This window comes from Sporosarcina sp. NCCP-2331 (assembly GCF_023707945.1).
GTDB classification, from domain to species: Bacteria; Bacillota; Bacilli; order Bacillales_A; family Planococcaceae; genus Sporosarcina; species Sporosarcina cascadiensis.
In genome coordinates, this window is sequence record NZ_BRCD01000004.1 from 39,511 (window position 1) to 64,671 (window position 25,161).

Here is a 25,161-nt window from a genome sequence, read left to right on the forward strand (position 1 = left end):
ACGGCCATTCCAGTTGTAAAAGTACGTAATTCTGTTAAAATAAAGCTATACCTATCTCAACATGTAAGGAGTTTAGTTGAATGAGTAATAAAAAAGTTCAAAAAGTCATTGTCTATATTATGGTCGCCGCTATGGTCGCTTCCACCCTGTTCATGGGTCTCAGCATGCTCTTTTAATGTAATGACAGTTCGCATGGTAATCATGCGAACTGTTTTTTTATTTGGATAAAACGATTAAAGTTCTTCGCAGTGCTCTTCAAATTGGCTCTGAAGATTTACGACAACTGACATCGGGTCGTGGCCTTCAATTTCAAAACGGCCGACTTCTGATACAAGTTCTCCATCTTTAAGCAATGCAAATGACGGGGAAGAAGGAATGTGGTCTTCACCAAAGTGCATACGCGCCTGTGCAGTTGCTTCTTTATCCTGTCCTGCAAACACAGTAACCAGATGATCCGGACGCTTGTCATAATGTACTGCATGAGCTGCCGCCGGACGTGCGATTCCCCCTGCACAGCCGCACACTGAGTTCACCATAACTAGTGTCGTTCCGGAACGTTTGAAAGCTTCCTCCACTTGTTCAGGTGTCTGCAATTGCTCATAGCCGCTCGCTTCCATCTCGGATCTCGCCTGGCTCGTAATATCGTTCATGTAAAAATCAAAGTTCATAGTCATGTATAGTATCTCCTTTCAATATAATTAATTTTGATCGCCACAGCCACATTTCTCAATGAACCGGCCATCTTCTTCAATCATAGCATAAACAGCCCCGAATCAAGAAGGAAACAATCGGTCTATTGCTCCTGAAACTGTCACGCTTCCGTCAAGCAGTTCCTGTTCTAGCCCTTTTACCTGATTCTTGCGTCCTTCTTCCGCAAAAAACGAATCGATTAGATGATCTTTTATCATCGAATGAAACCAATCTTTCGTTTGAAGCTGTCTTCTCATATTCCAATAATTATTATCCTGCATAGCCTGCCGGAACTCTAAAATAGTTTCCCATACTTCCTGCAATCCGGTATGTTCAATAGAAGAAACCGGCTGGGCAGTAGAAGTCCAGCCCGGAGAAGCCGGCTGCAGCATATGAAGGATCCGTTTATATTCACGTACGGTCTTTTTCACCATCGGCATATTGCCGCCGTCATTTTTATGAACCACAACGCCGTCTGTCAGCTCCATGATGCCCTTTTTCATCCCTTGCAGTTCATCCCCTGCACCAGTCAGAACGAGCAGCAGGAAATAATCAACCATGCCCCGGACAATGGTTTCTCCCTGTCCGACACCGACCGTTTCAATAAGAATCACATCATATCCCGCCGCTTCACAGAGCAGCATTGTTTCACGGGTTTTCTTATGCACACCGCCGAGCGTACCAGCGGACGGCGATGGACGGATAAACGCATTGTTATGGCGTGCCAACTCTTCCATCCGAGTCTTATCACCCAGTATGCTGCCGCCTGTCAGCGTGGAACTGGGATCGATCGCAAGAACCGCGACTTTATGGCCCCTATTCGCAAGCATCAATCCAAATGCTTCGATAAATGTACTCTTACCTGCTCCCGGAACACCAGTAATGCCGATGCGAATACAGTTTCCTGTCTTTGGCAGTAATTTCGTCAGTACTTCCTGACCAAGTTTCTTATCACTCTGTTTCGTACTTTCAAGCAGCGTGATGCCTTTTGCTAAATGAAGCCGGGAACCTTTTTCGATTTCCGTGCGTAAAGACTCCAGATCTTTTTCAGGAGAAGCTTTCTTAACAAAGCGCTTACGTGAAGAGGCTATAAACCCGTCATGTGTCGACTCGATACCGCGCATGACATGCATGGCTGAATCATCTGCTCCATTTTGTCTGTTTGTCAATCCGTCACTTCCTCGTACCCCAGTTGTCTGTAGATTTCTTCAATGACTTTTTGGGCTGCCACCGGAATCACTGTACCAGGTCCAAAGATGGCGGCTGCACCATTTTTACGCAAGAAATCATAATCCTGTGCCGGTATCACTCCGCCTACGACAACTAAAATATCTTCACGGCCAATTTTCTTCAGTTCTTCACGCAATGTCGGCACCAGTGTTTTATGTCCTGCAGCCAGTGAACTGACGCCGATCACATGCACATCGTTTTCTGCCGCCTGCAAAGCGGTTTCTTCAGGCGTTTGAAATAACGGTCCGATATCCACGTCAAATCCTAAATCGGCAAACGAAGAGGCGATCACTTTCGCACCGCGGTCATGTCCGTCCTGTCCCATCTTTGCAATAAGAATGCGCGGCCGGCGACCTTCATTCTCCAAAAACTCCTCTGTCATGTCTGTAACTTCCTGAATCTCTTCTTCATTCGAGAAATTAGAGCTGTATACACCGCTCACTGAACGGATCACCGCCTTATGACGTCCTGAAACAGATTCAATCGCATCGGATATTTCACCAATTGTTGCACGCGCTCTTGCCGCGTCAACTGCCAGTGCGAGAAGATTTCCCTCTCCGCTCTCTGCAGACTCGGCAATCGCCTTCAATGCATCTTCGACATTCTGCTCATTGCGATCGTGTTTCATTTTATTGATGCGGTCAATTTGTTTCTGACGCACGAGTGTGTTATCAATATCGAGAATATCAATCGCATCTTCTGTATCCAGGCGGTATTTATTTACACCGACAATTGTTTCTGCTTTAGAGTCTATTTTCGCCTGACGTTTTGCTGCCGCCTCTTCAATTTTCATTTTCGGCAACCCTGTCTCAATTGCTTCTGCCATTCCGCCAAGCGACTCAATTTCTTCAATTAAATCCCATGCTTTTTCCATCAGTTCTTCAGTCAGTTTTTCCACATAATAAGAGCCGCCCCATGGATCGATTACTTTCGTCATCATCGTCTCTTCCTGAAGAAATAACTGGGTATTCCGGGCAATCCGTGCGGAAAAGTCTGTCGGCAGTGCGATTGCTTCGTCCAGTGCGTTGGTGTGCAGTGACTGCGTATGGCCCATCGCAGCTGCATTTGCTTCAACAAGTGTGCGTGTGACGTTGTTGAACGGATCCTGTTCCGTCAGGCTCCAGCCGGATGTCTGGGAGTGTGTGCGCAGTGCAAGTGTTTTTGGATTTTTCGGATCGAATGACTGCATCATCTGCGCCCAGATTTTTCTCGCTGCTCTCATTTTCGCAATTTCCATGAAATAATTCATGCCGATCGCCCAGAAAAACGACAATCGCGGAGCAAATGAATCAATATCGATTCCTGCCTGCAGACCCGTCCGCACATACTCCAACCCGTCCGCCAATGTATAGGCAAGCTCGATATCTGCTGTAGCACCAGCTTCCTGCATGTGATACCCAGAAATCGAAATCGAGTTGAATTTCGGCATATTTTTTGACGTATATGCAAAAATATCTGCAATAATCCGCATGGACATAGCCGGCGGGAATATATACGTATTTCGCACCATATATTCTTTCAGGATATCGTTCTGAATCGTTCCTGAAAGTTTTTCAGCAGGAACGCCCTGCTCTTCTGCCGCGACAATATAAAATGCCATAACAGGCAGTACAGCGCCATTCATGGTCATCGAAACAGACATTTGATCGAGCGGTATTCCGTCGAATAAAATTTTCATATCTTCAATCGAATCAATGGCAACGCCTGCTTTCCCCACATCACCGGTTACCCGCGGGTGATCGGAGTCATAGCCCCGGTGAGTTGCCAGATCAAAAGCAACAGACAGACCTTTCTGCCCCATTGCCAAGTTTCTTCTGTAAAATGCATTACTTTCTTCAGCAGTCGAGAACCCTGCGTATTGTCTGACTGTCCATGGGCGCGCCACATACATCGTCGGATAGGGACCGCGGGTATTCGGCGCAATTCCCGGATAGTCTTGTAAATGTTCTGTTGCCTCAACATCTTCCGCTGTGTAGACAGGAGAGACCTTGATGCCTTCATTTGTAGTGAAATCTTCTTTTGTCTGTGCAAATTGCGACAGTTCATTCAATGACTGCTCAATATTCACTTTACGAAAATCGGGTTTACTCACCTGGGAGCCCCCCTTTCTTGATGTGTGCAATTTCATTCAACTTGTCGATTTTATCCTGTCCCGCAAAAATGAAGCCGTGCAGACCAGCAGCAAGCCATTGATCTTCAACATCCTGATCGTATTTACCTGCTGCATCGATTACACAGTTCGTTTTCTGCATGTTAAGGAATTCGGCAATAACCTCTTCTGACTGCGCTGCCGAAGCACAAAGCACTGCATAATCAGGCTGCTGTTCGCTAATCCAACCGAGCGCTTGATCAATTGATTCGAATGAAGGGCTCCATTGCGCTTCAATTCCGCCGACTGCCAAAAATCCACTGACAAAGTCAGCACGCGGCTTATAATCTTTCAGGGCACCGAAATTGATCAGGACCGTTTTCGGCAGACTTTCCTGCTGACGCGCACGAAGATTTTCAAAAGGCTCTGCTAACCGTTTCGTCACGGCAATTTCCGGTGATTCTGCAAGATTTATATCCGTTAACTCCGCATAGACATTCGTTCCGATCATTGTCTTTTTGCCGACAGCTGCTTCCTTCTGCCGCTGTGCAAACTGCCTGCTGAGTTCGCCTGACTGCAAGTATGACTGGTAACCGCCCATCTCCTCGATTGTCAGGAACTTATCCCACGACTTGCGAACCAATTCAGCAGTTAATGTCTCAATGAAATAGGAACCGCCTGCAGGATCGAGCACTTGATCAATATGTGTTTCCTCTTTCAATATCAGCTGAATATTTCGGGCATATCGATTGGAGCCCGGCGATGTGCCGGTTAAAACATCATGCGGCAGGACAGTCAGCCAATCTGCTCCTCCAAGAACAGCAGCAAATGCCGCATTTCCACCGCGCAGCAAGTTTACATACGGATCAAGTTTCGAATAAGAACGCAATGAGGTAATGGCCACCAGCGGAACCTGTTTCGCGTTTGCCACGCCATAGGCATCGTTGAAAAGTTTCCACAAAACGCGGAACGACCGGAATTTCGCAATTTCCATGAAGAAATGCGTATCTGAAGCAAATCGTGCATAAAACCCTTCAGTGAACTCTTCGAATGAACCGGCTTCCTCGGCCTTTTCAGCAGCAATTGCCAAACTTAACGCCAATTCCGTTACTGCATCTGCACCTTCATGATGTACTGTCCATAAGTCAGCGCCTTTTGTACGGATATTAGGGAATTTGCCAGGAAGAACAGCGGTATCGCTTATCACTATCCCTTTGACTGCAGCGCGATCAGATTCCTCAACAAATGTAAAGGCTTGCATAATAGGATCGTCTTTTTCAATATCCATGAGCAGAACCGGATGCTTTGTCAGCAATTGTGCTAACTGCCGCAATTCCTCTTCCGTCCAGACCATTGCTTTTAACCCGTTATATGTGATTGCCTGATTGCCTCTTTCCAGCGACTCTGTCAACTGAAGAAGAAACTGCTCTCCATTTTCTGCAGCGGCAGGCTGGGCAATTGTCCAGCCAAATTGCGGCTTCGTCACACGCGAAATCTGCTGCTGGTCAATATCTTCTTTCGTATATAAAGGAAGCAAATCAATTCCTTCAGCAGTTTTAGTCAGCAGGGATTCAAAAGATTTCCCTTTCAATGACTGAACAGCCGCTTCCTTCCATTCATCATAACTCGGCGCCTCAAATGCAAAGGCTTTCATATTATGTATCGGCATACTGGTGCTCCTTCCATCTTGTAAACCTTCATTAGTTCTAGTGTACCGCAGTGTGCTAGATGAAGAAAGAGGCAAATTAGAAGTTATTAGCTAATTTGCCTCTTCACAATAACATGTGCTTGACAGTCTATTTCATGGATTTGACCGTGATTGCGCAGTATAGAATGGTAGGTGGGTAGAAGACCGTTCCCCTGCGTTCCAGGCGGACGCGTTCTGGAGGGCCCGCGGTGAGCCAACTTGGTCGCTGCGCTCCCGCAAGTTGTCTCACCTGTCGGGCTGATCCTCCCAGAGTCGCCGCCTTCCACTCCGGTACACTGGCTGGTGTTTTAATAATTTTTGTGCGAGAAGGCAGTAGGAGCAAAATATCTGAGACTATTACGATAGGTAAGGCGTTTTATGCAATACTTAGCATTCTGCAAAGGTTTAGATCCTTGTGATAAAAGTGTTTACAAAGTCGAGAAACGAAACCACGCCAACTTAACTCATACTCTGCCGAAAGGCAACACGACATACATTTTCTAGCAAAAGCGTAGGCGCAACTGCGGGGTCGGCCGTTGCGAAGCGAACAGCGAAGGGTTCGCTTTGCCGTATTTCTGCGTTCTTTGCAGAAATTAAGGCAATGATGCATGCCCTTCGCCAGTAGGCTTATCGCGTAAGGCAATCCCCCAGCGCCGAAGCGGATTTAAACTGCAGCATCATTTTCGCAATACAGACATGACAAGTTTTCAAGAACCGATTTTGGTACAGACCGAATTTACCTAACTATTAAAACTTACGTTGAAAAACAACCTTCAGCAATAATCTGAAGGTTGTCAGGCATTAATATAAAGAAGTCTGGTCTTTCGACATATTCTCCAATAATTCTTTCACACGCGCAAGGAATCTTCCGCAGACTAATCCATCGAGCACGCGGTGATCGAGTGATAAACATAAATTGACGATATCACGAATGGCGACCATGCCGTTATTCATCACAACCGGGCGTTTTACGATCGTCTCCACCTGCAGAATAGCAGCCTGCGGATAATTGATAATCCCCATTGACTGCACCGATCCAAATGAACCCGTGTTATTGACTGTGAACGTGCCGCCCTGCATATCTTTCGTCTGCAGTTTACCATTGCGCACTTTACCTGCCAGTTCGTGAATATCACGGGCCAGCGCTTTTATCGTTTTTTCATCAGTCTGCTTAATGACCGGTACATAAAGTGCTTCGTCCGTCGCCACGGCGATCGAAATATTGACGTCTTTTTTCATGACGATTTTGTCGCCTGCCCACATGGAGTTGACAGCCGGAAATTCTTTCAGCGCCTGTGAAACGGCTTTGATGAAAAAGGCGAAATACGTTAAGTTAAATCCTTCTTTTTCTTTGAATTCATCTTTCACACCATCACGCAGAGCCACTAGTTCCGTGACATCCACTTCGATCATTGTCCAGGCATGGGGTGCCTCTGTTACGGAACGCACCATATTTTTTGCAATCGCGCGCCGGATACTTGTTACCGGAATTTCAATATCTCCGTTTTCAAGCTGTACATTCGGCGTGACATTCTGTTCGAAACCAGACTTTTCATTATCTGTATAAGTCAGCTCCTGTTGTACCGGCTGTTTTTCTGAGGCAGCAGACGGCTGTTCCGTAACCGCCTGAGCCGTTTGAGACCCGCCGTCTTCAATGAAAGCCAATAGGTCTTTCCTGGTGATTCGACCTTCTCTGCCAGAACCCGATACTTGAGACAGATCAATCTCGTGTTCTTGTGACAGTCTTAAGACAGCAGGCGAATAGCGGCCTGCGGCTTTTCCTCTAGCAGCAAGTTTCGCTGACGGTTTTGCCGGTTGCGCTTGCTGTGCACTTCGTTCTTGCTCAGGTCGAACGGTTGTTTCTGCAGATTCCACAACCGGCTGCTGCTGTGCAGCTGTACCTTCAGCTTCAATCAGGCAGACTGTCCCGCCTACTTCAATTGTCTCGCCTTCATTTGCAATAATCTCCGTGATTTTCCCTGCAAATGAAGAAGGTATTTCAGCAGTCACTTTATCAGTTGTCACTTCAGCCAATGCATCATATTTTTCAACCGCATCACCGGGCTGCACGAGCCACTTTTCAATAGTTCCTTCTGTGACACTCTCCCCCAGCTGCGGCATGGTAATTTTTTGGATTGCCATCCTACGCGCCTCCTTAGACTAGAATTCCGCTAATTCCCTTGCTGCTTTTTCTACCTTTTCCGGATTCATCATAAAAAACTTTTCCATCGAAGGCGCGTAAGGCATAGCAGGTACATCCGGTGCAGCCAGCCGTTTGACCGGGGCATCCAGTTCAAATAGACAATGCTCCGCAATGATGGCAGCCACTTCACTCATAATACTGCCTTCGAGATTATCTTCCGTCACCAATAATACCTTGCCTGTTTTGGAAGCGGCTTCGATAATTGCTTCACGGTCCAGCGGATACACTGTTCTTAAATCCAGAAGGTGAACCGAAATCCCGTCTTCCTGTAGACGTTCTGCAGCTTGCAGGGCGAAATGGACGCAAAGACCATACGTAATGATTGTAATATCATCACCCTCGCGCTTGATGTCTGCTTTTCCGATCGGCAGTACATAATCTTCATCAGGCACTTCGCCTTTTATCAAACGGTACGCACGCTTATGTTCAAAGAACAGAACAGGATCTTCATCCCGCACAGCCGCTTTCAGCAAACCTTTTGCATCATACGGAGTGGAAGGGATGACGATTTTCAGACCAGGTGTGGATGCGAACATCGATTCCACAGACTGCGAGTGATAAAGCGCACCGTGTACGCCTCCGCCAAATGGTGCCCGGATTACAATCGGACAAGACCAGTCATTATTTGACCGATATCGGATCTTCGCGGCTTCTGAAACAATTTGATTCACAGCCGGCATAATGAAATCCGCAAATTGCATTTCTGCAATCGGCCGCATGCCGTACATCGCAGCACCGATTGCGACTCCTGCAATGGCAGATTCTGCAAGAGGAGTATCGAGCGAACGGTATTCGCCAAACTGCTCGTATAAGCCGATCGTCGCTTTGAATACACCACCTTTTCGGCCGACATCTTCTCCAAGTACGAATACTTGATCATCACGTTCCATTTCTTCTTTCATTGCCAGGTTAATGGCATCGATAAATGAACGAACGGCCATTATGCTCCGCCTCCTTTTTCCTCATAAACATAACGCATCGCATGTTCAGGTTTTGCATAGGGAGCTGCTTCTGCATATTCCGTCGCTTCATCGACAATTTCTTTAACCCGCTGTTCTATTTCATCATGCTTGTCTTCAGTTAACAGCTCTGTTTCCTGTAAGTAATGAAGAAAAGTCAGTAAAGGATCAAGTTTTTTTTCATTTTCCAGCTCTTCTGCGTCACGATACAAACGCTGGTCATCATCTGAAGAATGCGCCGTCAGCCGATAGCATACTGCTTCAACTAGCGTAGGACCTTCACCGCTTCTCGCACGATCTGCAGCTTCCTTCACCGCTTCATACACCGTTAAAGGATCAGTGCCGTCCACGGTGATTCCTGGCATTCCATACCCTGCTGCGCGGTCAGATACGTGTTCGCAGGCCAGCTGTTTACTGACAGGAACAGAAATTGCATATTTATTATTTTCCACCATGATGACAGCCGGCAGTTTATGCACGCCGGCAAAGTTCATCCCTTCATGGAAGTCTCCCTGATTGGATGAGCCTTCGCCTAACGTAACGAACGTAATGAAATCTTCTTTATTCATTTTCGCAGCCAGCGCCACTCCCACTGCGTGCGGCAGCTGTGTAGTAACTGGAGAAGACCCGGTAATTATGCGATTTTTGCGCTGACCAAAATGTCCGGGCATCTGTCTGCCGCCCGAGTTTGGGTCTTCTGCTTTCGCAAATGCCGACAACATCAGCTCTTTGGGTGTCATGCCAAAATGCAGCACAATTCCCATGTCCCGATAGTATGGCGCAATCCAGTCTTTCTTATGATTCAGGGCAAATGCCGCTCCCACTTGGGCAGCTTCCTGTCCTTGACAAGAAATGACAAACGGTATTTTCCCTGAACGGTTCAGCAACCACATGCGTTCGTCCAAACGCCGTGCCATCAGCATTGTTTCGTACATTTGCAGCACGGCTTCATCTGTCAGACCCAATTCGATATGACGATTATTCATTCTGCTTCCTCCTTCACATGTGAATGGCAATGCCTTCAACAGCCAAAGCCGCTTCGCTGAGTGCTTCAGATAATGTCGGGTGCGGGTGTATCGCAGAAGATACTTCCCAAGGAACTGCATTGAGAACCATAGCAAGACCGGCTTCGGAAATGAGATCTGTAACATGCGGACCTACCATATGAACGCCGATGATATCGTCACTGTCCTGATCAGCCAGAACTTTCACAAAACCTTCTGCATAACCATTCACCAATGCTTTTCCATTCGCTTTAAATGGAAACTTTCCTACTTTCACGTTGATCCCGCGTTCTTCTGCCTGCTTTTCTGTCAGACCGACAGCAGCTGTCTCCGGAAACGAATATACACAGCGCGGAACTGCATCCATATCCAAAGGTTCACGCTTGATACCCGCTATATGATCGACAGCAAGTAGCCCTTCATGCTCCGCCATATGCGCCAATTGAAGTCCGCCGATCACATCTCCGATTGCATAAATATGCTGGTCTTTCGTTTGATAAAATTTATTCGTCTGAATCGTACCTTTTTCCACTTGGATTTCAGTGTTTTGCAAACCGATATCATCGATGACTGAGTCCCGGCCCACAGATACTAGCAGTCTTTCACTGCTGACTGAATATTCCTGCGCACCCATCTGGTAAGAAACCGTCACTTCTCCTGGTTGCTTCTGAATAGAATCCGTTCGAATTGCTGCACCTAATCTGAATGTCACACCGCGCTTTTCCAGAGCCTTCTGGACTGTCGCTGCGACTTCATGATCTTCCGTCGCCAAAATGCGCTCCAGACGATCCAGTACAGTGACCTGCACACCAAAGTCATTCAGCATAGATGCCCATTCAATTCCGATGACACCGCCGCCAATAATCGTCATAGAAGAAGGAAGCGCCTTCATTTCCAGAGCTCCCTGTGAAGTCAGAATCTGCTCTTCATCAATATCCAATCCCGGTAAAGTTTTCGGTTTAGAACCTGTAGCAATTATCAGGTTTTTTAAAATAAGAATTTCATTTTCATCACCGTTGTCCATCTCAACTGAAATGGTCCCCGGCATTGGAGAGAAAATCGAAGCTCCCAGTATTCTCCCTGTTCCGTGAAAGACATCAATCTTCCCTTTTTTCATCAGGCTTTCAACACCTGCATGCAACTGACTGACGATTTGATTCTTTCTTTTTTGCGCTTGGGAAAAGTCCAGCGACACATCCCCCGTATTCACACCGAATTCACTCGCTTCGCTGCTGGCAGCCCGAAAGACTTCAGCGCTTTTCAGTAAGGCTTTACTTGGGATACAGCCGCTATGCAGACATGTTCCGCCAAGCTTTGATTTTTCGACGATAGCTGTTTGCAACCCGAGCTGTGCTGCACGGATGGCTGCCACATAGCCACCTGTCCCGCCGCCTAATATGACTAAGTCGTATTCCTTGCTCAAATAATCGCACACCTTTCACCGACAAATTTAAATTCTAAAAAATAATAGTAGACATGCACGTTCAGCGGTGGGTTGTCTGTTCAGTGCCCACCGCTGACTTCTTTTTGTATATTTATTTACTTTTTGTCTGATAGAATACTCTTTTCACTTCGCAGGAATGTATTTCTTGTCGCAGCCACCCTCGCCATTCTCTCTTCCGCCAAACGATCTGCTGCCTGATAGGAAGGAATACCGTCCCGTTTAGAAATTTCAAATATTTTTAGGATCGTATCATAAATGCCTTCTACACGTTTTAATGCACGTTCTTTATTATAGCCTATGAGTTCATCGGCTACGTTGATGACACCGCCAGAATTGATGACGTAGTCCGGCGCATAAACAATTCCCATTTCATGAAGCCGGTCGCCGTGTTCAGGGTTTTTCAATTGGTTATTTGCTGAACCTGCAATGACTTTCACTTTGAATTGAGGGAGAGTTTCATCATTGATAACTGCACCGAGTGCACACGGTGCAAAGATATCCGCTTCCTGTGAATAAATTTCATCTGTTTCAACAGCTATTGCTCCGAATGCATCCACTGCCCGTTGAACAGCCTCTTTATTAATATCCGTAACAATCAGCTTGGCGCCTTCACTATGTAGATATTCACATAAAGTATATGCTACATTCCCTACTCCTTGGACCGTGATGGTCTTTCCTTCCAATGAATCATCACCAAATGCTTCTTTTGCCGCAGCCTTCATTCCTTTGTATATACCAAGTGCTGTAACAGGTGATGGATTTCCTGAGGAGCCTGTGCCGGAAGATATGCCTGTGACGTAATCTGTTTCCAAATGGATCAAGTCCATATCAAATTCAGTTGTCCCTACATCTTCAGCGGTGATATAGCGGCCGTTCAGCCCTTCTATATAGCGGCCCAGCGCACGGAATAATTCATCGTTCTTATCTTTTTTTGGATCGCCGATGATGACTGTTTTACCGCCGCCTAAATTTAACCCTGCAGCAGCGTTTTTATATGTCATGCCTTTTGCCAGACGCAGTGCATCCTCAATTGCCGCTTCTTCACTGTCGTAGGTCCACATGCGTGCTCCGCCAAGTGCAGGTCCAAGCGTTGTATCATGTATCGCGATAACCGCCTTTAATCCGGATGTTTTGTCATAACAAAGTACAAGCTGTTCATAATCGTGATCTTCCAAATAAGTGAATAATTCCATTGCTATCCCTCCAAGTAAGTAAAATTAGATTTCTATGTAATTAATTTTAGGTTTCTTATAGACAGAATGCAACTTTGACAGCCAATCATTGATTTTCCTGCGTGTTAACATATTGTCTACATCTCCATCGTACATGATGGCACGGTCCTTGACAATCCATCCTTACACGGTAAAATTAATTAGGTAAGGGGTTGAAGATTATGGCACGTCTTGCTGCGTTTATTGTTCTGCTGATTCCAGGAATTGCAGCAGCTCTTGGTATTAAATTAATGCGCGATTCATTATTTGGACATTTATTTCAGCCATTTCCATTCATTTGGATGCAATTCTTAGGCGGCTTACTGCTTTTTGTGGCAGGTTTAGGATTCTTCGCAGGTTTTCTTCTGCGGCGTGACCGGAGAAGCGGCAGAGCAGCTGACCGATTCAAAAAGGACATGAAATAAAAGGACCAAGGTATATCGCTTACCTTGATCCTTTTATTTTTTTCTGGACACGTTTCGGATAGTCTGTAATCCAACCAGTAATTTCCGGAGCGGATGCGAGAAAAGACTCGGCTCCTGTTACGCCGTACATTCGCAACTTCTTGCCGCTGGACTTGAGATGTTCCTGATAAGGATCTTTCCATAATCGCTTATGAAAGTGGAATGCATCTACTTCATATGACGTTAAATCCGCCCAGTCAACAGAATTCTTTTTCAGCAACAGTGCAGTTTCCATATGGGTGTCCAGCTCTTTGACTAACTGAAGCGTTTGATAATCAAAAGAGGAAATATGAACATCCGCAAGCCCTTCTGTATAATGCAGGATCTTCTCAATTGCTGCAGGCTGACCGTATACAGTCTCTTTTAATTCAATATTCAGCGACAATTGGTTTTCAATACAAAAAGACACCACATCAAATAAATTAGGTACAGGCTGCCCAAAAACTCTCCTGCTTCCTGTTTTCCCCACCTTGATATGCCGCAGTTCTTCTGAAGTTATGTCGTTGATCTGCCGTTCTACTCCTGTAACGCGGGACAGCCGATCGTCATGAATGACCACAAGTGTTCCGTCCTTTGTTTGCTGGACATCTAATTCTATGCCGTCAGCTCCCTGTTTTACAGCGGCTCGGAACGCGCCCATCGTATTTTCAAAATGACTCCCTGATGCTCCGCGATGTGCAAACACCTGATTATTAGACATTCAAAACCCCTTCGCCAGTCAGTTCAAATACTCCTTTTGTTTCACGATTCAACATAGCAGACATTTTACCGATCTGCAGATTCACGCCCGGATATGCCTCCCTTGTCACTTCTATTTTGGGAGAGACGGCAGTCTGAACCAGTTCAAGTTTTGTTTTGATCGTTTGGTCAAGACTCATGATTTGCTGCTGCTTTGCTTGGATTGTAGTGCCCATCTTATCAAGCATCTCCAGCTGAGCTGCAGATAAACTGCTTTTTACTGTTTCCATCTTCCCCATTGTCAACTCTATTTTCTTTAGTTCTTCATGCTCATTTTTCAATTGTTCCGCCAAACGTTGAATCTCTTCCAGCTCACCCTCTTTATCCACACCTTTAACCGTGAGCTTAGTTAATCGTTCGTGACTATTCCCTGCAAACGCGCACTCGATGGAAAATAACGCCTCTGTAATGCCGCCGATGACTTTCCCTTTATGACGGTCAATGCTGATATAGTCTGCATAAATTTCAGACCCCAATGAATACAGGCCGATATTGACCTGTTTCCCATAAATTTTTGCATTGTTTGCATGTTTGACGAACACAGAGTTTTTGGCTTCGATCACCGTCTCACCCGCTCCAAAAACGCCACCCTTAATATAGACGTCTCCTTCTTCAGAACGAATTTCTTTGGCGTTGGTAATACCTTCTTTTCCTTCTATTGAAATATCACCAGTAGCATTGACCGAAAAACCTGCCTGCACAGTGCCGTGAACTCGTACTGCGCCGTCAAATGTAATAGATCCAGTCTTGGTTCCGACATCCTCCGGTATAATCAGTTGCTTGCCAACAGCCAGCAGGCCATTCGTCTGCTCCAGCGCACCCCCATGCAATGCCCGCAAGACGACTTTTCCTTCTTCTTGGAATTCTCCGACTGACTGGCGGTCATAAACCAATTTGATATCTTCGCCTCTTTTTGCAGCAATTATATTTCCGAAAATGTCGAATCCCGGAACGCCCTCTTGAGCAGGTATCTTTTCGCCAAGCCAATCATCTTTCGCAATCGACGTCACAAAATTCAGTTCGTAATGGTCTACCGATCCATCTTCCCGCAATATTGGTTTACGGTCGGGCATTTCAATGTACGAGACACTGGCATCCTGGCCTTTCACCGGTTCCCGGCCGACAGCAGCCAACATCGGATTGCCTGGAACGAAAGGCATTTTATAAAGCAGTTCTTTACTATAAGATACACCTTTAGATTCCAGCAGTCCGATTGCCTGGTCTATATATAGCTCTCTGTTAGAAGCATATTCTTCTGTAGTCGCATGAATATATAACTCGGCCTTCATTTTGCTTGGTGAAATATATAATTCACAGGGTGCAGAAAATATGCCGATTTCATGTTCTCCTTCAGTTTGCAGCGCTTTCATTAATTCTTTGAATGAGTGTAATTTTAATCTTGGAAGATCCGCTGTCAGCGCATCAAATGACTTTATGGGAAAACCTTGTTTTACAGTTCTCATAATTACTTTATTATTCTCTTCTAAAAGGATAAAATGTTCATTTTCTACTAACAACAAAATCCCTCCTCATATTATACAAGTATAAGAGATTAAGTTTAGAAAGGGATAGTCCTTTATATCCAAAATACCGATAAATAAGTATTTTTTCTCACAAGTACGAACTTTTTCTTCCATTTATAATTATAATCTAACTATTCTCCCAGATACCCTCAGCTTACCATATGTTCCAAACGGATTTTATCTGCAATCATTGCAATAAACTCAGAGTTTGTCGGCTTGCTTTTTAAGTGGTGTACTGTGTACCCGAATGTTTTGGAAATTAAATCATAATTCCCTCTGTTCCACGCTACTTCAATTGCGTGGCGGATTGCCCGTTCGACACGGGATGGCGTTGTATTATACTTTTTCGCAATATCCGGATAGAGAATTTTTGTAACAGATCCTAGCAGTTCCACATCCGTATAAACCATTTGAATGGCTTCACGCAGAAATGCATAGCCTTTAATATGAGCAGGTACCCCGATTTCTTTAATCATCGACGTGATCGCCGTATCAAGAACTTTTTGCGTCACAGCGCCAGTTGGCTGTGACGGCTGTTGTACAGCATAGGAGGAGTTATTTGTCTTTGATTTTCCGGCCGCCTTGAATATTTGCCCAATCAACCGATCTAATTCAAAAGGCTTCAGCATGAAATATGAAGCACCTAATCCTGCAGCTTGGGACATCACGGTCTCCTGTCCAAAAGCAGTGAGCATCATGATCTGCATATCTCCCTTTGAATTGGTCTCATGCAAAGTTTCCAGCACGCCGATTCCGTCCAGATGCGGCATTATAATATCCAATAATAAAATATCCGGACGTTCCTGTTCCAGCATGGATAAACAAATCTGTCCATTGTTCGCTGTCCAAATCACTTCTATTTCCGAATACTTTTCAAAATAAGACGTCATCATTTTTACTAATTCTTTATTGTCATCCACAATTGCTATTTTTACTTTTTCCATTCCCGATTCCCCCCGAAATAAAGTCGACATGATTTTTGTCTTTGTCTAACGTTGTTTGTCTCTTCATATCGTAAGTGAAAATTTTGGTAATTTCTACTTTAACTTCGAATTTCATTCAAAATGTTACTTCTGTACGACGGTTTCTATCTATTTCGACTTTTTTCTGTTTTATTCTTATTCCTGTCGAATAAATCTAAAAAAATGACCTGCGCTGGAATCCGCGCAGGTCATTTTTCACTTCTTTTCGTTCATTCTCATCGTTTTGAGGAATAAACCGGCACCTTTTTCCGGCTCATCGACAAACATATGCGTAATCGCACCGACGAATTTTCCGTTCTGGATCACAGGACTTCCGCTCATTCCCTGTAAAATACCGCCCGTTTTCTTCAACAGCTTTTGATCAGTTAAAAGGATTTGGAATTGATCTTCCTCCAGCTTGGTGATCTGTATCTGGAACTTTTCGACGTTCGAACCCTCTACAGTGGTGAAGATTTCCGCAGGGCCGACATTCACTTCCAATGGCTGCATAATTTCAAGCGGTTCGGCCAACACTTTACTGTAGGCGTTCTTCCAGTTGCCAAAAATCCCATAAATACTGTTGGTCCGAATAGTTCCAAGTAAATTATTCGGATCGACTATTGAGGAAATTTTATAGCCCGGAAAACCCGGAGAACTTTTCTTGATCTGATTAATTTCCGATAAATAAATCGCGCCTTTTTCAAATGAAGGAGGCGTCTGCAAAGTACTGTCGATAATTTGATGGCCCAGCGCTCCGTACGTACCGGTTTCCGGGTCGACGTACGTCAGGGTGCCTGTACCTTCTGTCCGGTCTTTCAAAAAAGGAGACACGCGCTTAATGAGTTGCAAATCTGCCTGGAGAGTCATCTTTTCTCCATTCCGCAGAATGCCGACTGTCATCGTAGCTCCGTCTTTTTTTTGAAGAGAACGCTCAAAATGAACAAGCTGTTTTGTTTCAGCACCATTCAATTCTTGAATGATATCCCCTTTTTTCAACCACTGTTCCTTATCGATCAGTACATCGCCGGTCACGTAAATTCCACTCAAATCCATTTGAATCCCAATCGAATGCCCCATTGGAATAAGGGATTCACTCTGAGCAAAAGCATTTACAGGGAAAAGACAGAGCAGCAAAAGCAGACTGTAAAATGTTTTAAACGATTTATTCCATCCCATGATTCACCTCCTCTAACGAAAGATATCTTTGGTATGTCCGTTCGTTGAGAAAGTATGAAAGGGTAAAATAAACAGTACGTGATACCACTCGGTTCGGATACGTCTATACTTTTTTCCTTATCGGAAAGCTTGCTTCCTTTGTTTCGCCAGCGTCAATAATTCATCAGCGTGCTGAAGAGTTAACGGCGTAATTTCAGCTCCTGACAGCATACGTGATAGTTCTTCTGTGCGTTCTTCTTGGATTACATCGTGAATTGCCGTAGTTGTACGGCCGTCATGAATTTCTTTTTTTATCAAATAATGATGATCAGCCATCGCTGCGACTTGTGGTAAATGCGAAATGCAGAGCACTTGAGAATGACTGGCAATCATAGCAATTTTTTCTGCAATTGACTGTGCTACCCGTCCGCTCACACCTGTATCCACTTCATCAAAAATAATGGAAGTCACACCTTGATGCTGTGAGAAAATTGTTTTTAAAGCCAGCATCATTCTCGATAATTCTCCGCCTGAAGCGACTCTGACTAAAGGTTTTAAAGGTTCTCCCAGATTAGTGGAAATCATAAATACCACATTGTCAAAGCCATTTACATCGAATTGATTAGGCTCTTTTCGCTGAATTTGCACTTTAAATGTAGCTTTTTCCATATACAATTGCTTGAGCTGTTCTTCAATGCCTTTTTCGAGCAGCAAAGCTGATTTTTTTCGGATAATTGATAATTCATTTGCCTCGATTTCCAAGTCTTCAACGTATTGTGCCAATAACTTCTGGTTTTGATGCAATCTTTCGTCACGATTCACCAATTGATCTAGCGCGTCTGCTATTTTGTCACGATACAGCAAAATATCTTCTAATGATTTGCCGTATTTACGTTTTAACGTGAGGAACAAAGCTAAGCGCTCTTCTACATAATGTAAACGTTCAGGCTGAAATTCCATTCCATCAATCAATCGTTTTAAATCATGTGAGACATCTTGCAGCGAATAAAACGCGGAATTTACTGTCTCGGACATCGGTTTAATTTCATCATCTATGGAAGCGGCCTCTTCCAGATCACTCATCGCATTGCCGATCCAGTCCAGTCCATGTGATTCAAGTGAAATGGCTTCATAGGAAGTATTCAATCTATCAAACAGCCGGTGAAAATGCTGCAGCTTCACTCTTTCAGCTTCTAATTCTTCTTCTTCGCCTATGATGAGACTGGCTGCATCGATCTCTTCCAATTGGAAGGAATATAAATCAATTTTTTGCGCAATTTGCTGTTCATCCTGTGTTTTTGCAGCGATAAGCTGCTGAAGTTTTTTATATTTATCGTACAGTTCAGTATACGTTGACATCGCCCGCTCAATGGGTTCACCTATATAAAAATCCAGCAGATCAATATGGCGTCGTTCACTCATCAATTCCTGGTTCTCATGCTGTCCGTGAATATCAATGAGCAGCGAACCAATCTCCCGCAAAATCGCAATCGTCACCAGTTTACCATTCACACGGCAGACCGATTTTCCGTTTGTATTCAAATCTCTGCGTAAGATAACGGCTCCTTCTTCGGCTTCAATTCCGAATTCAGCTAATCGTTCTGCGACCTCATTTTTACTTTCGTCCACGGTAAATAACCCTTGAAGTTCCGCTTTTTTCGCGCCGTGACGAATAAATTCCTGTGAACCTCTACCGCCTGCCAGTAATTGCACGGCATCTATAATAATGGACTTTCCTGCACCTGTTTCTCCGGTCAGCACGGTCAATCCTTCATCAAATGTGATTTCAAGCTGTTCTATTATGGCAAAGTTTTTAATTGAAAGTTCACTTAACAAAGAACTCCTCACCTCACTTATAGCATGGATAGTAATTTATCTTTTACGTATTCTGTCTTCGATTCTTCGCGGCAGATTATTAAGCATGTGTCGTCTCCGCAAATCGTTCCAAGCATTTCATCCCAGTCCAAATTATCGATTAATGAACCGACAGCCTGCGCATTACCGGGAAGCGTTTTCAATGTGATAAAATGACTCGCGCTGTCTATGCCGACGAAAGCATCTTCCAGCATTCTCTTCAGCTTTTCTTCCGTGTTATAACGATGAACGGGCGGCAGACTGTATTTGTAATTGCCTGAAGGTGATGGAATTTTGATCAGATGAAGTTCTTTTATATCTCTTGAGACGGTCGCTTGCGTGACGTCCACTCCAGCACTTTTTAAGCTGTCGACTAATTGATCCTGCGTTTCTATTTCATTATTGGTAATGATATCTCTGATGCGAATATGCCGCTGTCCTTTGTTCAACTTCAATCACTCCGATTCTCTTTTCATACCTATCGTAAAATTATACAGACCATCTAAAAAACGCGCAACTCATTGCGCGTTATGTTAAGTCTTTATGTGCTTGTGCCACCAATTGCTTAAAGTCTTCGGTGGTGAATTGAGAGACTGGCTGATCTTCTGATACGAGATAAAAAAGGAATTCAATGTTCCCTTCACCGCCTGTGACTGGCGAATAGTCTGCACCTTTAACAGAAAATCCTTCTGCTTCTGCTATGCCGGAAATCTTTTCAAGAACTTCCAGATGTGTAGTTTTTTCGCGTACAATCCCCTTTTTGCCGACTTTCTCTTTACCTGCTTCAAATTGCGGTTTGACCAGTGCAATGACAGGTCCGCCCGGTACAATGATCTTTTTTAATGCTGGTAAAATAAGTGAAAGCGATATAAAGGATACATCGATCGTCGCCGCTTCAGGCATGCCTTCAGTGAACAGATCCACTGTGGCATGCCGGAAATTCGTTCGTTCCATAACGGTCACTCGCTCATCCTGGCGAATTTTCCAGGCCAGCTGATTGTAGCCGACATCCAGTGCATAGCAATGAACCGCACCGTTTTGAAGAGCGCAATCCGTGAAACCGCCTGTTGAAGCACCGATATCCAGCACAATCTTTCCTTCTACAGAAATCGGAAAAGACACCAGCGCCTTTTCCAATTTCAAACCGCCCCGGCTGACATATTTAATCGCAGGTCCTTTTACTGTCAACGGGGCGTCAACAGCAATTTTTTCACCTGCTTTTTCAATTCGCAACGAATCTGAATATACCAGTCCTGCCATGATGGAACGTTTAGCCTGTTCGCGTGAGGCAGTCAGTCCGCGCTCCACCAATAAAATATCTGCCCGTTCTTTTTTAGTTGTAGAATTCATACCTTTTCTCTTTCTGCAGCCTGTTTCAGTGCATCTAATGTTACTTCTGCTACATGATCAGGTGTCATATGGATTTCCATTAACAGTTCGTCAACATTTCCGTGTTCAATGAATTCATCAGGAATTCCGATTCGTTCAATAATCGTAGATGTGTGAGAAACTTGTTCTGCATATTCAAGAACCGCGCTTCCAAAACCGCCGGCCAGCACTGCTTCTTCAATAGTAATAATAGGTTTTCCTCCAGCAAACAGATCATCCAATAAATCGGTATCCAGCGGCTTAATAAAGCGCGCATTGACAATCGATACCTCTTTGCCTTGCTCTTTAAGCTGTTCTGCCGCCGCGAAGGCCATTGGAATTGTTGTACCGAATGTCAGGATTGTTGCATCCTTGCCTTCTTTCAGCACTTCCCATGTACCGATTGGAATCGTATGGAGCTCTTCATCCATCGGCACCCCATAACCATTTCCTCGAGGATAACGCATAGCAATCGGGCCTTCATTGTATTCCAAAGCGGTCTTGACCATATGCTGGCCTTCATTTTCATCTTTAGGCATCATGATTACCAGATTCGGCATATGGCGCAGGAATGCGATGTCAAAGACACCGTGATGAGTATCACCGTCCGCACCAACCAGTCCGGCACGGTCTATGCCAATAAAGACGTTCAGTTTCTGACGTGTAATATCATGCAGCATCTGATCATATGCTCGCTGCAGGAATGTAGAGTAAATCGCCAAGAATGGTTTCATGCCAGTGGCTGCAAGACCTGCTGCCATAGTAGCAGCGTGCTGCTCAGCTATTCCCACATCGAAAAAGCGGTCCGGGAATTCTGCTGCAAACGATTCAAGCTTACTGCCAACAGGCATCGCAGGTGTAATCGCAACGATTCTGCGGTCTTTCCTCGCTAATTTACGGACTGTTTCAGAAACTAACGCACTCCAAGCAGGACCTTTTACAGGAGATTTGACGAAATCACCTGTCTCAATCTTATAAGGACCTGTTCCGTGCCAAGTACCGATTTTGTCCATCTCCGCAGGGCTGTAGCCTTTGCCTTTTTTCGTAATGACATGAAGAAGCACCGGCCCCTCCATTTTCTTTGCATACTGAAGAGAGCGTTCCAGTTCAGCGAAATCATGACCGTCAATTGGGCCAAGATACGTAAAACCAAGCTCTTCAAAGAATACGCCATTGACGACTAAGTATTTCAGGCTGTCTTTTACACGTTCAGCTGCATCTGCGACTTTTCCGCCCACTGCCGGAATCTTCCGCATAATGAATTCCAGCTCTTCTTTAACATTATTATATTTACCCGCTGTACGCAATTTCCCTAAAATCGAATGAAGGGCGCCCACGTTCGGTGCGATCGACATTTCATTGTCATTTAAGATAACTGTAAGATTCGTTTTTTCATGACCGATATGATTCAGTGCTTCAAGAGCCATGCCGCCAGTCAATGCACCGTCCCCAATCACAGGAATCACATAACTTTTTTCATGTTTTATATCTCTTGCAGCAGCCATTCCCATAGCTGCCGACAGAGAGGTAGAACTATGTCCGGTCTCCCATACATCATGGATGCTTTCCGACATCTTCGGGAAACCGCTCAAACCTTTATATTTACGTAGAGTCTCAAATTCTCCTGCACGTCCCGTTAAAATTTTATGGACATATGACTGATGTCCAACATCCCACAAAATTTTATCTGCCGGGCTGTCGAAAATTCGGTGCAAGGCAATTGTCAATTCCACAACGCCCAGGTTGGGACCGATATGGCCGCCTGTCACCGATAAATTTTCAATTAAGAAATGGCGGATATCTTCAGCCAGCTTCAGTAATTGTTCTTTATTGAGCTCTTTCACAAAAGATGGATTAGTAATCTTTGTAAGATCCATCGAGATCACACACCTTCACCAAGTAAGTAATTCATTCTGTAATGCACAGACAATTGCACGAAGCCGTATACAACAGCTTAGACAAAATATCCAAATGAGAACACCGTGTTTTTTAACCATCCGACCCTGCAGGTATTGTTTTGTTTTCTACATTATAACAGTAACATCAGCCGACACAAATATAATGGTCTGCTTTTACTTTTTCCGCTCAATAATATAGTCCGCAAGAAGATGCAGAATCGACTGGTCCAAACCAATTGCACGTAAGGCATTTATTGCCTGTTCATGGCGATCCTTCAATTGCTTTCGGGCTCCGTCCAGTCCAAGCAATGAAGGATAGGTGGACTTTTCACTTGATGTATCACTGTTGGCCGGTTTGCCCAGCTCTTCAGTTGTTGCTGTCACATCTAAGATATCATCTTGAATTTGGAAAGCTAATCCAATATTGCGTGAGAACACAGACAAATATTTCCGTTGTTCATCTGTCGCGTATGCCAGTACAGCTCCCGCATCGACGCAAAAAGATAACAGGGCACCTGTTTTATGAATATGAACTTCTTCCAGCTCTTTCAAAGGAAGCAGCTGTTGTTCACCTTTCATATCGAGCACCTGACCTTTTACCATTCCTTGCGCTCCTGAAGCTTTAGCCAATAAACCGACTAGTTCAATAGCATCCTCAGCCGGCGTTTCTCTCAGTTCGGACAATGCACCAAATGCGAGTGCCTGCATTGCGTCTCCTGCCAGCGTCGCGACGTCTTCACCAAACTTCTTATGGTTAGTCGGTTTTCCTCTTCTAAAATCATCATCATCCATGCATGGTAGATCATCATGGATCAAAGAATATGTATGTATCAATTCAACAGCAGCAGCCACTCGCAATGCATCTGCCGAGTCTTTTTGCAAATCTGCTAAAACAGCGAGAACTAAAAGAGGTCGAATTCGTTTACCGCCGGCTTCCACTGAATACGTCATGGATTCGTGTAAAATAGCCGGGATATCAGACTTAGCTAGCTGATTTGTCAGTTCTCTTTCGATTTCGGGAATGTTCCTGTCGATGAATACTTTCAGTTTTTCATTCATTCGGTTCACCTGCTGTCGGATCAAATGGGGTTTCATTACCTTCCTGATCCATCATTCGAATCAATTGCTTTTCTGCATTCTGCAATTTCTTTTGGCAGAATGCAGAGAGTTCCATTCCTTGTTGATACAGAGTGATCGTGTCTTCTAAAGGGGCCTCTCCTGCTTCAAGCTTTTGTACGATTTCTTCCAATCGATGCATCGCCTGTTCGAATTGCATTTCTTTTTCTTCGGCCATCACTTCTCGACCTCCTTGGGAATAATGTTTTCCACCGTTGTCTCAACTTTTCCGTCTGTCAATCGGATGGTCAGAGGCTGCCCGGCTGTCAGCTCATGGACAGATTTTACGACTTCATCTTCTTGATAGGCTATGGAAAAACCTCTCTCCATTATCTGAAGAGGATTCAATGCCTGCATCATACGCATAAGTGAAATGAATCGTTGTTGCTGCTGCTTTACAATTTGCTCCGCCGCCCGGTCAACACGCATTTTCAGCTGCTGTGTTTGCTGCTGTTCCAGCTGAATTCGCCGGAGGGGGGTGTAATATTGAAAGCCTGCATGCAACTGGTTAAACACCATTCTTTTTTTCGCAACAGCTTGCTCACTGTTACGGCGCAAACGGTCATCAAGCATTTCCAACTTTTCAATAAACGGCCGGTACAATCTATCCGGGTACTGTAAAGGATAGGCAGATACCGCTGTTTCCAGCCGTTTGCTTTGCTGTCTCAGCAAATTCTGAACTGTTGTGAAGAGGGTACGCTGCCTGTTGTTCAGATGATGCATTAACTGCAGTTGATCCGGAACCGCCATTTCTGCCGCAGCTGTCGGAGTGGGAGCCCGGAGATCCGCAGCATAGTCTGCAATTGTCGTATCCGTTTCGTGTCCGACTGCACTGATAATGGGGATTCTGCTGGAGAAAATGGCCCTGGCTACTTCTTCTTCATTAAATGCCCATAAATCTTCAATAGATCCGCCGCCTCTTCCGACTATCAGTACGTCGATATTTGGCGTTTTATTGGCCTGTTCAATCGCTTTGACAATGGAGGGAGCGGCTGTGCGTCCTTGCACCAATGCAGGAAACAGGATCATTTCAGCCATCGGATATCGGCGCGTGATTGTAGAATACATATCGCGCAGTGCCGCGCCTGACTCAGCTGTCACAATGCCGATTGTCCGGGGCAGCGGCGGAATCTGCTGCTTGAAACGCTGTTCAAACAATCCTTCCTGCTGCAGCTTCTTTTTCAACTGTTCAAATGCCAGGAAGAGTGCACCAATACCGTCTGGTTCCATAGTTTGAGCGTAGAGCTGATAGCTTCCTGCCGTTTCATACACTGTCACGTCACCTGTTATCAGCACATTCATGCCGTTTTCAGGTTTAAACTGCAATGCAGCGGAACGGGAACGGAACATGGCTGCCTGAATTCTTGTCTTGTCGTCTTTTAGTGTAAAGTAAATATGTCCTGACGGATGAAGCTTTACGTTGGATAATTCACCTTTTACATAGACGTTCCGCAGATGAGGATCTGCATCAAATTTACGTTTGACATACTTTGTCAGCGCTTGAACGGTTAAAAAAGTTTGACTGGACATGCATGGTCACCTGCCCTTTTATGAATAGAGAGGCGC

22 protein-coding genes are annotated in these 25,161 nt (G+C 44.9%); 2 read left to right on the plus strand and 20 right to left on the minus strand.

Going from position 1 to position 25,161, the window contains the following annotated elements; all coding sequences use genetic code 11:
- The first annotated feature begins 80 nt into the window (after positions 1 to 80).
- Positions 81 to 176: a stressosome-associated protein Prli42 gene (gene prli42 / locus NCCP2331_RS03445; protein ID WP_153722389.1), complete on the plus strand. Its 96-nt coding sequence runs from the start codon at positions 81 to 83 to the stop codon at positions 174 to 176.
- A 57-nt stretch (positions 177 to 233) separates the two neighbouring features.
- Here the strand turns inward: prli42 and NCCP2331_RS03450 are convergent, their stop codons facing one another.
- From NCCP2331_RS03450 to NCCP2331_RS03490, 9 genes are all read right to left on the minus strand, one after another.
- Positions 234 to 674: a BrxA/BrxB family bacilliredoxin gene (locus tag NCCP2331_RS03450; protein ID WP_153722388.1), complete on the minus strand. Its 441-nt coding sequence runs from the start codon at positions 672 to 674 to the stop codon at positions 234 to 236.
- 99 nt (positions 675 to 773) lie between these two features.
- Positions 774 to 1,823, minus strand: coding sequence for a methylmalonyl Co-A mutase-associated GTPase MeaB (meaB, locus tag NCCP2331_RS03455; RefSeq protein ID WP_153722444.1), 1,050 nt, complete (start codon positions 1,821 to 1,823; stop codon positions 774 to 776).
- Between the two features lie 32 nt (positions 1,824 to 1,855).
- Positions 1,856 to 4,012, minus strand: coding sequence for a methylmalonyl-CoA mutase (scpA, locus tag NCCP2331_RS03460; protein WP_153722387.1), 2,157 nt, complete (start codon positions 4,010 to 4,012; stop codon positions 1,856 to 1,858).
- Complete coding sequence (locus tag NCCP2331_RS03465; RefSeq protein ID WP_251668534.1) at positions 4,005 to 5,678, minus strand: methylmalonyl-CoA mutase family protein; 1,674 nt, start codon at positions 5,676 to 5,678, stop codon at positions 4,005 to 4,007. The genes scpA and NCCP2331_RS03465 overlap by 8 nt, the downstream gene beginning before the upstream one ends.
- Before the next feature lie 819 nt (positions 5,679 to 6,497).
- Positions 6,498 to 7,838: a dihydrolipoamide acetyltransferase family protein gene (locus tag NCCP2331_RS03470; protein WP_251668537.1), complete on the minus strand. Its 1,341-nt coding sequence runs from the start codon at positions 7,836 to 7,838 to the stop codon at positions 6,498 to 6,500.
- A gap of 18 nt (positions 7,839 to 7,856) precedes the next feature.
- Positions 7,857 to 8,840: an alpha-ketoacid dehydrogenase subunit beta gene (locus NCCP2331_RS03475; protein ID WP_153722384.1), complete on the minus strand. Its 984-nt coding sequence runs from the start codon at positions 8,838 to 8,840 to the stop codon at positions 7,857 to 7,859.
- Positions 8,840 to 9,844, minus strand: a complete 1,005-nt coding sequence (locus NCCP2331_RS03480) for a thiamine pyrophosphate-dependent dehydrogenase E1 component subunit alpha (RefSeq protein ID WP_251668538.1) — start codon at positions 9,842 to 9,844, stop codon at positions 8,840 to 8,842. Before NCCP2331_RS03480 ends, NCCP2331_RS03475 begins: the two co-directional genes overlap by 1 nt.
- Before the next feature lie 13 nt (positions 9,845 to 9,857).
- The gene (gene lpdA / locus NCCP2331_RS03485; RefSeq protein ID WP_251668540.1) at positions 9,858 to 11,285 is read right to left on the minus strand and encodes a dihydrolipoyl dehydrogenase; all 1,428 of its coding nucleotides are present in this window, start codon (positions 11,283 to 11,285) and stop codon (positions 9,858 to 9,860) included.
- Between the two features lie 116 nt (positions 11,286 to 11,401).
- Positions 11,402 to 12,499: a Leu/Phe/Val dehydrogenase gene (locus tag NCCP2331_RS03490; protein ID WP_251668541.1), complete on the minus strand. Its 1,098-nt coding sequence runs from the start codon at positions 12,497 to 12,499 to the stop codon at positions 11,402 to 11,404.
- Positions 12,500 to 12,699: 200 nt separating this feature from the next.
- Between NCCP2331_RS03490 and NCCP2331_RS03495 the strand changes: the two genes are divergently transcribed.
- Positions 12,700 to 12,942 (plus strand): DUF2627 domain-containing protein, encoded by a 243-nt coding sequence (locus NCCP2331_RS03495; protein ID WP_251668544.1) that lies wholly within the window; start codon positions 12,700 to 12,702, stop codon positions 12,940 to 12,942.
- Positions 12,943 to 12,961: 19 nt separating this feature from the next.
- Here the strand turns inward: NCCP2331_RS03495 and NCCP2331_RS03500 are convergent, their stop codons facing one another.
- From NCCP2331_RS03500 to xseA, 11 genes are all read right to left on the minus strand, one after another.
- Entirely contained in the window at positions 12,962 to 13,681 is a 720-nt protein-coding gene (locus tag NCCP2331_RS03500; RefSeq protein WP_251668546.1) for a glycerophosphodiester phosphodiesterase family protein, read from the minus strand.
- Positions 13,674 to 15,236 carry a flagellar assembly protein A gene (locus NCCP2331_RS03505; protein ID WP_153722378.1) on the minus strand — a complete coding sequence of 521 codons (1,563 nt, stop codon included), beginning with the start codon at positions 15,234 to 15,236 and terminating at the stop codon, positions 13,674 to 13,676. The genes NCCP2331_RS03500 and NCCP2331_RS03505 overlap by 8 nt, the downstream gene beginning before the upstream one ends.
- A 155-nt stretch (positions 15,237 to 15,391) precedes the next feature.
- On the minus strand, positions 15,392 to 16,186 hold the full coding sequence (gene spo0A / locus NCCP2331_RS03510; protein WP_153722377.1) for a sporulation transcription factor Spo0A: 795 nt from the start codon (positions 16,184 to 16,186) through the stop codon (positions 15,392 to 15,394).
- 234 nt (positions 16,187 to 16,420) lie between these two features.
- Complete coding sequence (locus tag NCCP2331_RS03515) at positions 16,421 to 17,380, minus strand: SpoIVB peptidase S55 domain-containing protein (protein WP_251668548.1); 960 nt, start codon at positions 17,378 to 17,380, stop codon at positions 16,421 to 16,423.
- A 117-nt stretch (positions 17,381 to 17,497) separates the two neighbouring features.
- A complete protein-coding gene (recN, locus tag NCCP2331_RS03520; RefSeq protein ID WP_251668550.1) occupies positions 17,498 to 19,195 on the minus strand; it encodes a DNA repair protein RecN in 1,698 nt (565 codons plus the stop codon).
- A gap of 17 nt (positions 19,196 to 19,212) precedes the next feature.
- Entirely contained in the window at positions 19,213 to 19,662 is a 450-nt protein-coding gene (gene ahrC / locus NCCP2331_RS03525) for a transcriptional regulator AhrC/ArgR (protein ID WP_153722443.1), read from the minus strand.
- Positions 19,663 to 19,741: 79 nt separating this feature from the next.
- Complete coding sequence (locus NCCP2331_RS03530; RefSeq protein WP_251668553.1) at positions 19,742 to 20,563, minus strand: TlyA family RNA methyltransferase; 822 nt, start codon at positions 20,561 to 20,563, stop codon at positions 19,742 to 19,744.
- Positions 20,560 to 22,458: a 1-deoxy-D-xylulose-5-phosphate synthase gene (dxs, locus tag NCCP2331_RS03535; RefSeq protein WP_153722373.1), complete on the minus strand. Its 1,899-nt coding sequence runs from the start codon at positions 22,456 to 22,458 to the stop codon at positions 20,560 to 20,562. Before dxs ends, NCCP2331_RS03530 begins: the two co-directional genes overlap by 4 nt.
- Positions 22,459 to 22,653: 195 nt before the next feature.
- Positions 22,654 to 23,538, minus strand: coding sequence for a polyprenyl synthetase family protein (locus tag NCCP2331_RS03540; protein ID WP_251668555.1), 885 nt, complete (start codon positions 23,536 to 23,538; stop codon positions 22,654 to 22,656).
- Positions 23,531 to 23,773: an exodeoxyribonuclease VII small subunit gene (locus NCCP2331_RS03545; RefSeq protein ID WP_251668708.1), complete on the minus strand. Its 243-nt coding sequence runs from the start codon at positions 23,771 to 23,773 to the stop codon at positions 23,531 to 23,533. Before NCCP2331_RS03545 ends, NCCP2331_RS03540 begins: the two co-directional genes overlap by 8 nt.
- Positions 23,773 to 25,125, minus strand: a complete 1,353-nt coding sequence (gene xseA, locus NCCP2331_RS03550; protein ID WP_251668568.1) for an exodeoxyribonuclease VII large subunit — start codon at positions 25,123 to 25,125, stop codon at positions 23,773 to 23,775. Before xseA ends, NCCP2331_RS03545 begins: the two co-directional genes overlap by 1 nt.
- Positions 25,126 to 25,161: the final 36 nt, after the last annotated feature.

Excerpts from the sequence above, each read along its gene's own strand:
- NCCP2331_RS03545 (WP_251668708.1), bottom strand. The coding sequence starts at position 23,773 with ATGGCCGAAGAAAAAGAAATGCAATTCGAACAGGCGATGCATCGATTG.
- NCCP2331_RS03500 (WP_251668546.1), bottom strand. The coding sequence starts at position 13,681 with ATGTCTAATAATCAGGTGTTTGCACATCGCGGAGCATCAGGGAGTCAT.
- NCCP2331_RS03540 (WP_251668555.1), bottom strand. The coding sequence starts at position 23,538 with ATGAATGAAAAACTGAAAGTATTCATCGACAGGAACATTCCCGAAATC.
- NCCP2331_RS03515 (WP_251668548.1), bottom strand. The coding sequence starts at position 17,380 with ATGGGATGGAATAAATCGTTTAAAACATTTTACAGTCTGCTTTTGCTG.
- NCCP2331_RS03490 (WP_251668541.1), bottom strand. The coding sequence starts at position 12,499 with ATGGAATTATTCACTTATTTGGAAGATCACGATTATGAACAGCTTGTA.
- meaB (WP_153722444.1), bottom strand. The coding sequence starts at position 1,823 with ATGCATGTCATGCGCGGTATCGAGTCGACACATGACGGGTTTATAGCC.
- NCCP2331_RS03480 (WP_251668538.1), bottom strand. The coding sequence starts at position 9,844 with ATGAATAATCGTCATATCGAATTGGGTCTGACAGATGAAGCCGTGCTG.
- prli42 (WP_153722389.1), top strand. The coding sequence starts at position 81 with ATGAGTAATAAAAAAGTTCAAAAAGTCATTGTCTATATTATGGTCGCC.
- spo0A (WP_153722377.1), bottom strand. The coding sequence starts at position 16,186 with ATGGAAAAAGTAAAAATAGCAATTGTGGATGACAATAAAGAATTAGTA.
- NCCP2331_RS03470 (WP_251668537.1), bottom strand. The coding sequence starts at position 7,838 with ATGGCAATCCAAAAAATTACCATGCCGCAGCTGGGGGAGAGTGTCACA.
- NCCP2331_RS03495 (WP_251668544.1), top strand. The coding sequence starts at position 12,700 with ATGGCACGTCTTGCTGCGTTTATTGTTCTGCTGATTCCAGGAATTGCA.
- NCCP2331_RS03475 (WP_153722384.1), bottom strand. The coding sequence starts at position 8,840 with ATGGCCGTTCGTTCATTTATCGATGCCATTAACCTGGCAATGAAAGAA.
- NCCP2331_RS03450 (WP_153722388.1), bottom strand. The coding sequence starts at position 674 with ATGACTATGAACTTTGATTTTTACATGAACGATATTACGAGCCAGGCG.
- xseA (WP_251668568.1), bottom strand. The coding sequence starts at position 25,125 with ATGTCCAGTCAAACTTTTTTAACCGTTCAAGCGCTGACAAAGTATGTC.
- dxs (WP_153722373.1), bottom strand. The coding sequence starts at position 22,458 with ATGGATCTTACAAAGATTACTAATCCATCTTTTGTGAAAGAGCTCAAT.
- NCCP2331_RS03530 (WP_251668553.1), bottom strand. The coding sequence starts at position 20,563 with ATGAATTCTACAACTAAAAAAGAACGGGCAGATATTTTATTGGTGGAG.
- NCCP2331_RS03465 (WP_251668534.1), bottom strand. The coding sequence starts at position 5,678 with ATGCCGATACATAATATGAAAGCCTTTGCATTTGAGGCGCCGAGTTAT.